Annotated in this window: 9 protein-coding genes; all 9 read left to right on the top strand. The window is 71.7% G+C overall.

Annotation, left to right across the window (positions count from 1 at the left end):
• Positions 1-102 precede the first annotated feature (102 nt).
• The gene (locus tag QR77_RS17335; protein ID WP_040022775.1) at positions 103-921 is read left to right on the top strand and encodes an aldose epimerase; all 819 of its coding nucleotides are present in this window, start codon (positions 103-105) and stop codon (positions 919-921) included.
• A gap of 147 nt (positions 922-1068) precedes the next feature.
• Entirely contained in the window at positions 1069-2316 is a 1248-nt protein-coding gene (locus QR77_RS17330; RefSeq protein WP_040028148.1) for a cytochrome P450, read from the top strand.
• Between the two features lie 10 nt (positions 2317-2326).
• The gene (gene pyrE, locus QR77_RS17325; RefSeq protein ID WP_040022773.1) at positions 2327-2881 is read left to right on the top strand and encodes an orotate phosphoribosyltransferase; all 555 of its coding nucleotides are present in this window, start codon (positions 2327-2329) and stop codon (positions 2879-2881) included.
• Positions 2882-3097: 216 nt separating this feature from the next.
• The gene (gene fbaA, locus QR77_RS17320; RefSeq protein ID WP_040022772.1) at positions 3098-4129 is read left to right on the top strand and encodes a class II fructose-bisphosphate aldolase; all 1032 of its coding nucleotides are present in this window, start codon (positions 3098-3100) and stop codon (positions 4127-4129) included.
• A 196-nt stretch (positions 4130-4325) separates the two neighbouring features.
• Positions 4326-5783 carry an MFS transporter gene (locus tag QR77_RS17315; RefSeq protein WP_040022770.1) on the top strand — a complete coding sequence of 486 codons (1458 nt, stop codon included), beginning with the start codon at positions 4326-4328 and terminating at the stop codon, positions 5781-5783.
• 131 nt (positions 5784-5914) lie between these two features.
• A complete protein-coding gene (locus QR77_RS17310; RefSeq protein ID WP_040022769.1) occupies positions 5915-6328 on the top strand; it encodes a DUF3151 domain-containing protein in 414 nt (137 codons plus the stop codon).
• 171 nt (positions 6329-6499) lie between these two features.
• A complete protein-coding gene (locus tag QR77_RS17305) occupies positions 6500-7429 on the top strand; it encodes a tryptophan 2,3-dioxygenase family protein (protein ID WP_078876784.1) in 930 nt (309 codons plus the stop codon).
• 88 nt (positions 7430-7517) lie between these two features.
• The gene (kynU, locus tag QR77_RS17300; RefSeq protein WP_052488837.1) at positions 7518-8840 is read left to right on the top strand and encodes a kynureninase; all 1323 of its coding nucleotides are present in this window, start codon (positions 7518-7520) and stop codon (positions 8838-8840) included.
• 75 nt (positions 8841-8915) lie between these two features.
• Positions 8916-9351: alpha/beta hydrolase (locus QR77_RS17295; RefSeq protein ID WP_150130568.1), on the top strand; the 436-nt coding region annotated here is incomplete at its 3' end.

Raw genomic sequence — 9351 nt, 5'->3', positions numbered from 1 at the left:
GCCGGGGCCACGCTCCGCTGGGTCGCGCCGGCGGCGGCACTGGCGCTCGCCTCTGCCGTGGTGGTCGGTCGTGCGCTGCGCCGCCGCAAGTAATCTCATCCCGTGACCAGCAGCGAAGAGAGCATCCGACTGGCGGCGGGCAACGCCGAGTTGACCATCAATCCGGTGAACGGCTGCCGGATCAGCAGTTTCCGCGTCGGCGGCACCGAAATGCTGCGGCAGGGGGAGCGTTACGGCTGCTTCCCGATGGTGCCGTGGGCCGGGCGGATCGAGAACGGGCAGTTCAGCAACGGCGGGGTGACCCACCAGATGCCGCGGAACGCCCCGCCGCACGCCATGCACGGCACCGGGCGGAACACGGCCTGGCGCCGCGCCCCCGCCGGTGTGAACGCGGAGGACCATCCGCAGAAGGTGGCGTTCACGTACGACCTCGCGGACCCCTGGCCGTACACCGGCCGGGTCACCCAGACCTTCGAGCTGACCCCGAGCACGCTCTCCCTGGCGATGGCCGTGGAGACGTACGACACCTCCTTCCCGGCGCAGGCCGGCTGGCATCCGTGGTTCCGGCGGAATCTCGGGGGCGGCGGCTCCGACGTACAGGTCGACTTCGCCCCCGCCTGGCAGGAGGAGCGCGGCGACGACCATCTGCCCACCGGCCGCCGTATCCCGCCGCGCCCCGGGCCGTGGGACGACTGTTTCGGGATGCCCGACGGCGTCGATGTGACCCTCACCTGGCCGGAGCAGCTCGAACTGAAGGTCGCCAGCCGCGCCGAGTGGGCCGTGATCTACGACGAGCAGGACGACTGGGTCTGTGTCGAGCCGCAGTCGGGCCCGCCGAACGGGCTGAACACCGTGCCGCAGCTCGTCACCCCGCTCGAACCGCTGGAGATGGCCGCGACCTGGAGCTGGCGGCGGCTCTGAGCGATCGCGTGCGCGCCCCGGGGCCGGGCGCCCGCGCATGCCGCATGCCGCATGCCGCGTGCTGCGTGCTGCGTGCGGTGGCCGGGAAGCGGGAGCATGCTGGGGACGTACCGTACCGAATCCGGCGCGTCCGACGGAGTCCGTTCGATGACATCGCAGAGCCAGTCCGGCAGGCCCGCGCACTTCGACCTCTCCGGTCAGCGCCTCCACGAGGTCAACGACCTGCTGCGCGCCCAAGGCCCCGCGACGCCCGTGGAGCTTCCGGGGGGCGTCGTCGCGTGGTCCGTCACCCGTTACGACGTGATGCGGCGGCTCGCCGACGACCCGCGTGTCTCGCGTGACGCGAAGCGGCACTGGCCGGCGTTCGCGGGCCTGTCCGCCGACTGGCCGCTGGCCTCCTTCGTGTCGCTGCCCGCGGTCCTGAACGCGTACGGCGAAGACCACCGGCGGCTGCGGAGCCTGATCGAACCTGCCTTCTCCCCGGCGCGTACGGAGGCGCTGCGCGCGATGGTCCAGGGCCGGGTGCGCAGGCTGGTGAACGAACTCGGCCAGGCCGCCGGGGCCGGGGGCGTGGTGGATCTCCGTAACGGCTACGCGTACGTCATCTCCGCCGAGACGCTCTGCGACCTCTTCGGCGTGCCGGACGGGCTGCGCGAGAAGACCCGCCGCGCCATCGACGCCCTCAGCGACCCGTCCGACAGCCCCGAGCAGTCGGCGGCCGACATGGGGGCGCTGCTCGGCACCATGGGCGACCTGGTCGCGGAGAAGTCGACGCACCCCGGGCCCGACATGGTCAGCGACCTCATCGCCGCCCGCGTGGGCGACGGCGACGGGCTCGGCGCCGAGGAGGTCGTCACCACCCTGCTGCTGACGATCGGCGCCGGCGGACCCACCACCGCCGACCTCATCGCCAACGCCGCCTACGCGCTCCTCGCCGATCCCGACCAGCGCGAACTGGTCACCGGCGGCCTCGTCGGCTGGCCGGACGTCATCGAGGAGACCCTGCGCGCCGAGGCGCCGGTCCAGCACATGCCGCTGCGCTACGCGGTCGAGGACATCGACCTCGGTGACGGTCTGGTCATCGAGCGGGGACAGCCGATCCTGCTCGGCTTCGGCGCGTCGGGCCGGGACCCCTCCCTCAACCCCGAGGGCGGCCCCGAGGACTTCGACGTCACGCGCCCCGCCAAGGCGCACCTGGCCTTCGGCCACGGCGTGCACCACTGCATCGGCGCGCCTCTCGCCCGTATGCAGGCGCACATCGCGCTGTCCGCGCTCTTCGAGCGGTTCCCGCGCATGGAACTGGCGGTGGAGCCGGACCAGTTGCGCCCCCAGCCGACGTTCCTCTTCAACGGTCTGATGGAACTGCCTGTCAGGCTCGGCACGGACCCCGCCTAAGCTCAGGGGTATGACTGACGTACGGGCTGAGCTGCTCCAACTGATCAAGGACATCGCCGTCGTGCACGGCCGCGTGACCCTCTCCTCGGGCCTTGAGGCCGACTGGTACATCGACCTGCGCCGGATCACCCTGGACGGGCACGCGGCCCCCCTGGTCGGACAGGCCATGCTCGACGCCACCGCCGAGCTGGACTTCGACTGTGTCGGCGGGCTGACGCTCGGCGCCGACCCGGTGGCGACCTCGATGCTGCACGCGTCGGCGGCGCGCGGGAAGCGGCTCGACGCGTTCGTGGTGCGGAAGGCGCAGAAGGCGCACGGTATGCAGCGCCGGATCGAAGGTACGGACGTCAAGGGGCGCCGCTGTCTGGTCGTGGAGGACACCTCGACCACCGGCGGCTCGCCGCTGACGGCCGTCGAGGCCGTACGGGAGGCGGGCGGCGAGGTCGTCGCCGTCGCCGTGATCGTGGACCGGGGCGCGGCCGGGGCCATCGCCGAGGCGGGGCTTCCGTACGTGCAGGTCTACTCGGCCGCCGATCTCGACCTCGACCTCGCCGGGAACGACTAGGCCCTGTCCGGTGGACAGGACCTGGCGGGACCGCTGACCTGCGGGCCTGGCCGTTTCACGTGAAACAGCCAGGCCGTACCGCCGTGTCCGGCGCCGTGTCCGCCGGTGCGCACAGCGGTGCCCGTGGCGGAGTCTGGAAAGATGGGGGCGACGATGACGTCGCCCCCAGGTCAGGGACAAGTAGCTCACACCCGCACATCGCATAGGAGCGGCCCGATGCCCATCGCAACCCCCGAGGTCTACAACGAGATGCTCGACCGGGCGAAGGCAGGCAAGTTTGCCTACCCGGCCATCAACGTGACGTCGACCCAGACGCTGCACGCCGCACTGCGCGGCTTCGCGGAGGCCGAGAGCGACGGCATCATTCAGATGTCCACCGGTGGTGCGGAGTTCCTGGGCGGTCAGTACAACAAGGACATGGTGAGCGGCTCCGTCGCGCTGGCCGAGTTCGCCCACATCGTCGCCGAGAAGTACGACATCAACGTCGCGCTGCACACCGACCACTGCCCCAAGGACAAGCTGGACGGGTACGTGCGCCCGCTGCTCGCCATCTCGGCGGAGCGCGTCAAGGCCGGCCGTAACCCGCTCTTCCAGTCGCACATGTGGGACGGCTCGGCCGAGACACTGGCCGACAACCTGACCATCGGCGAGGAGCTGCTCGCCCAGGCCGCCGCCGCGAAGATCATCCTTGAGGTCGAGATCACCCCGACCGGCGGCGAGGAGGACGGCGTCAGTCACGAGATCAACGACTCGCTCTACACCACGGTCGACGACGCGCTCCGAACCGCCGAGGCCCTCGGCCTGGGCGAGAAGGGCCGCTACCTGCTGGCCGCGTCCTTCGGCAACGTCCACGGCGTCTACAAGCCGGGCAACGTCGTGCTCCGCCCCGAGCTGCTCAAGGACCTCCAGGCGGGCGTCTCGGCCAAGTACGGCAAGCCGGCCGGCAGCCAGCCGTTCGACTTCGTCTTCCACGGCGGCTCGGGCTCCTCCGCCGAGGAGATCGCCACGGCGCTGGAGAACGGCATCGTGAAGATGAACCTCGACACCGACACCCAGTACGCCTTCACCCGCCCGATCGCGGACCACGTCTTCCGCAACTACGACGGCGTGCTGAAGGTCGACGGCGACGTCGGCAACAAGAAGACGTACGACCCGCGCACCTGGGGCAAGCTGGCCGAGGCCGGCATGGCGAAGCGCGTCACCGAGGCGTGCGCGGCGCTGCGCTCCACGGGCACCAAGATCAAGTAGCAGGCAAGTAGCAGGTACGTACGTCGGCAGGTACGTACGTCGGTAGGTACGCGCGTGCGCGTACGACCGCCGGGCCCGGTGTCTCGCGACGCCGGGCCCGCGCCGTTCCACGCGCCGGGCCCGCGTCCATTCCCGTACCCGATTGATGCGTCAGTCGGCTCGCTCCCCGGCCGCCGGACGGGGGATGATCCCCCGTATGGACATCAAGCTGTCCTCGGCCAAGGGCCGCTGGGTCATTTTCACGACGGTGCTCGGTTCCAGCATGGCCTTGCTGGACTCCACCATCGTCAACGTCGCGCTGCCGCACATCGGCGACGACCTCCACACCAAGCTGTCGGACCTTCAGTGGACCGTCAACGCCTACACGCTCACGCTGGCCGCCCTGATCCTTCTCGGCGGTTCGCTCGGCGACCGCTACGGCCGGCGGCGCATCTTCGTCCTGGGGGTGGTGTGGTTCGCGCTCGGCTCGCTGCTCTGCGGGGTCGCGCCGAGTGCGTCGCTGCTCGTCGTCGCGCGCGCGTTCCAGGGTGTGGGCGGCGCGCTGCTCGTGCCGGGTTCGCTCGCGATCATCCAGTCGAGCTTCCATCCCGACGACCGGGCGCGCGCCGTCGGTGTGTGGTCGGGGCTCGGCGGGGTCGGCGCGGCGGTCGGCCCGTTCCTCGGCGGCTGGTTGGTCGACGGGCCCGGGTGGCGCTGGGTGTTCCTGATCAACGTGCCACTGGCCGCGCTGTGTGTGCCGGTGGCGCTGCGGCACGTACCGGAGTCGAGAGATCCGGCGCACCACGGCAGTTTCGACGCGACGGGCGCGGCGCTCGGGGCGTTCTCGCTCGGTCTGGTGACGTACGCGCTGATCTCCAAGGCGCTGTGGGCGGGGGGCCTCGGCGTGCTGGTCGGCATCGCCTTCGTGGTGCTGGAGAAGCGCAGGGCCGACCCGATGCTGCCCCTGTCGATCTTCAGATCGCGGCTGTTCACCTCGGTGAACGTGGTGACGCTGTGCGTGTACGCCGCCTTCGGCGGGTTCTTCTTCCTCGCCTCGCTCCAGCTCCAGGTCGTCGTCGGCTACTCGGCGCTCGGCGCCGGGGCCGCGCTGCTGCCGACGACCGTGCTGATGCTGCTGCTGTCGGCCCGCTCGGGCGCGCTCGCCGAGCGGATCGGCCCGCGCATCCCGCTGACGGTCGGGCCGCTGCTCTGCGCGTCGGGGATGCTGCTGATGCTGCGCGTCGGCCGGGGCTCCTCGTACCTCCCCGATGTGCTGCCCGCGCTGGTGGTGCAGGGGATGGGCATGGTGGCGCTGGTCGCACCGCTGACGGCGACGGTGCTCGGCTCGGTGGACAACTCCCGGGCCGGGCTGGCGAGCGGCATCAACAACGCGGCGGCGCGCGCGGCCGGTCTCCTCGCCGTGGCGGCGCTGCCGCTGCTCGCCGGGATGGGCCCCGATGCCTTCCGCTCGGCGACGCAGTTCGGTGCGGCCTTCGACCGGGCGATGCCGATGTGCGCGGGGGTGCTGGTGCTGGGGTCGCTGATCGCGTTCTTCAGCGTCCGGAAGCCGGTCGGGCGGCCGGTGGCCCCGCTGCAGGCCGAATCCAAGATCAACTGCACTCTGTCGGCGCCGCCGCTGGAGTCGGGGGTGACGGAGCGGACGACGGATCCCTGAGCGGGCGGCGCCGGGGCGGCGCCCGGGGGGAGCGTACGGCGGACGCCGGCGTACGCGGGCGCGGATCCGTACGTACATCCGCTTTCGCCCGGGTGGCGGTGGCCCCGGGGGCGGCAAGGCAGACTGTAGGTATGGCCATCCACGAAAACCTTCTGGGGGGACCGCCCCCCACCGAACTGCCCGACGATCCCGAGCCGCGCGAGCTGCTCGCGAACGGTACGCCGCCGGCCGAGGTCGCCGCCAAGTACCCGACCTCCTCGCTGGCCTGGGCGCAGCTCGCCGATGTCGCCTTCGAGAACGGGTCGGTCGTCGAGTCGTACGCCTATGCGCGCACCGGCTACCACCGGGGACTCGACTCACTGCGCCGCAGCGGCTGGAAGGGCCACGGCCCGGTGCCCTGGGAGCACGAGCCGAACCGCGGCTTCCTGCGCGCCCTGCACGCCCTCGCGCGCGCCGCGCACTCGATCGGGGAGCAGGAGGAGTACGAGCGCTGTGCCGCGTTCCTGCGCGACTCCTCACCGGCCGCCGCCGACACCCTGGGCTAGGTCCCGCCCGCACCATGCTTCCCGAAGGCCCCGCCCGTACCACCGGGCGGGGCCTTCGGCCCGTACGGCGGTCCTGTCCGCCCCGGATTACCATTCCCGCAGGGGACCGGAGCTCCGAAGCCAGCAGGAAGGGGCGGACCGCTACCCGGTAGCGATACCGAGGAGACAGTGATGTCGTACGACCCCGAGGGCCCGGGCCGCCAGGAGCACGAACCGTCCGAGACGTCCAGGGCATCCGAGACGTCCAGTACGTCCGGGACGGACGTGAAGGCGGACGCCGGCGCCGAGGCCGAGGCGCCGCATCTCGACTTCGCGGGGACCACCCCGTACGAGGACTACGTCCAGGCCGACGTCCTCACCCATCTGCAGCACCCCCTCTCCGACGACCCCGGCGAGATGGTCTTCCTCGTGACCACCCAGGTCATGGAGCTGTGGTTCACCGTGATCGTCCACGAGTGGGAGACCGCGGCACGCGCGCTGCGCGACGACCGGATCCAGGGCGCCATCGACGCGCTCAAGCGGTCCCTGCGCGAACTGGAGGCGCTCAACGCCTCCTGGCGGCCGCTCGCCCACCTCACACCCGCGCAGTTCAACTCGTACCGCAGCGCGCTCGGCGACGGCTCCGGATTCCAGTCGGCGATGTACCGGCGCCTCGAATTCCTGCTCGGCGACAAGTCGGCGTCGATGCTCGTGCCGCACCGCGGGGCCCCGCGTGTCCACGCCGAGCTGGAGAAGGCGCTCCAGGAGCCCAGCCTGTACGACGAGGTGCTGCGGCTCCTCGCGCGGCGCGGGCTGCCGGTGCCCGAGGCCGTGCTCGGCCGGGATCTCGCGCGGAAGTACGAGCCGTCGGCCGAGGTCGAGGAGGTCTGGACCGGTATCTACGCCGACCCGGACCAGCACACCGAGCTGATCCGCCTCGGCGAGGCGATGACGGACGTCGGCGAGCTGGTGTGGCGCTGGCGCAACGACCACCTCGCCGCGACCCGCCGCGCGATGGGGTCCAAGACCGGGACGGGCGGCTCGGCGGGCGTCGCCTGGCTGGAGAAGCGGGCGACGAAGAGTGTGTTCCCCGAGCTGTGGACGGCTCGCGGCCATGTCTGACACCACCGGGACGGGTACGACGGACCCCACAGGCATAGCGAACACAACGAGCGCAACGAACACAACGGATGCGACAGGTACGACGGACATGACAGACCCGACAGACCCGACAGGTGCGCGCGCCGGCGCGCCCACACCGCTGGCGGCGAAGGCCGCCGCGCTCGACGCCGCCGACGAACTCGCCGCGCGGCGCGAGCTGTTCGCCTTCGACGACGACAACACCGTCTATCTCGACGGGAATTCACTCGGCGCGCTGCCCCGGCACGTTCCCGCCGTGCTGCACGACATCGTCACGCGCCAGTGGGGCCAACTGCGCATCCGCTCCTGGGACGAGAGCGGCTGGTGGACGGCGCCCGAGCGGATCGGCGACCGTATCGCGCCCCTCGTCGGCGCGGGCCCAGGCCGGATCGTCGTCGGCGACTCCACCAGCGTCAATGTGTTCAAGGCGGTGGTGGCGGCCGTCCGGCTCCTCGACCCCACCGACCCGGCCAGGGACGAGATCCTGGTCGACGCCACGACCTTCCCCACCGACGGCTACATCGCGCGCTCCGCCGCCCGGCTGACCGGCAAGCCCCTCGTCCCGGTCGACCCCGCCGAACTGCTCGGCACACTCGGACCGCGTACGGCGGTCGTGCTGATGAACCACGCGGACTTCCGTACGGGCCGCCTCCACGACCTCCCGGGGATCACCGCGGCCGTGCACGAGGCGGGCGGCATCGTGGTCTGGGACCTGTGCCACAGCGCGGGCGCGCTGCCGGTCGGTCTTGACGCGCACGGGGTGGATCTCGCGGTGGGCTGCACGTACAAGTTCCTCAATGGCGGGCCAGGCGCGCCCGCCTTCCTCTACATCGCCGAGCGCCACCAGGACCGCTTCGACTCCCCGCTGCCCGGCTGGAACTCGCACGCCGACCCCTTCGCCATGGACAGCGGCTTCGCCGCCGCCGACGGCGCGGTACGCGGCCGGGTCGGCACCCCGGACATCCTCTCCATGCTGGCCCTTGAGGCGGCGCTCGACGTGTGGGACGGCGTGAGCGTCGAGTCCGTACGGGCGAAGAGCCTGGCGCTCACGGACTTCTTCCTGGAGTGCGTGAGCGCGTACGCCCCGGAGGGCAGGGTCAGTTCACTGACCCCGGCGGCGCACCCGGAGCGCGCCAGCCAGGTCGCGCTGCGCTGCGCCGAGGCGCCGGCCGTGATGGAACGGCTCGTCGCCCGGGGCGTCGTCGGCGATCTGCGCCGTCCTGACGTACTGCGTTTTGGTTTCACACCGCTGTATGTGCGCTTCGCCGACGCCGAAAGAGCGGCCAGGGTGCTCGGCGAGGTGCTGGCTGAGGTGCCTCCGGGGGCGCCGTCGGAGGCGCCCCGGGGGACCGATGAGCGAGCGGCGAGGTACCGAGGGGTGTTCGAGGGGTGATTCGGTCCCCGCGAGGCTGGTAGCGTCCCCGCTGATCAGGTCAATTCGGCCCCCGTACCGAAAGGTTGGAGCAGCATGCCGGACCCCGCCGCGCCCGACGCAGTCCTTCGTGACGCCGGGGAGATGGAATCGGCCTTCGCGCACCCGGCCGTCCGGCCTGATGTCACCGCCGCGTACGGCGAACACCCCGATCAGGTGATCGACTTCTACGCGCCCCGGGGCGATCAGCGGCATGTGCCGCTCGTCGTGCTGCTGCACGGCGGTGCCTGGCGCATGAAGAACGACCGTACGCATGTCACCCCCTTCGCCGACTTCCTGGCGCGGCGCGGGTTCGCCGTCGCCAATGTGGAGTACCGGAGGGGCAACGGCGGCGCCGACGCCGGGCGTTGGCCCGAGACCTTCGACGACGTGGCGGCGGCGATGGACCTGCTGCCCGCCCTGGTCGCGGACGCCCTGCCGGCGGCGGACGCGCGGCGGACCGTCGTGGCCGGGCACTCGGCCGGCGGGCACC

Origin of the sequence: Streptomyces sp. 150FB (assembly GCF_000818195.1) — a bacterium.
In the GTDB taxonomy this organism is placed as follows: Bacteria; Actinomycetota; Actinomycetes; order Streptomycetales; family Streptomycetaceae; genus Streptomyces.
Note: the sequence above shows the minus strand (reverse complement) of the source record. Positions and strands in the feature narration are given on the sequence as shown.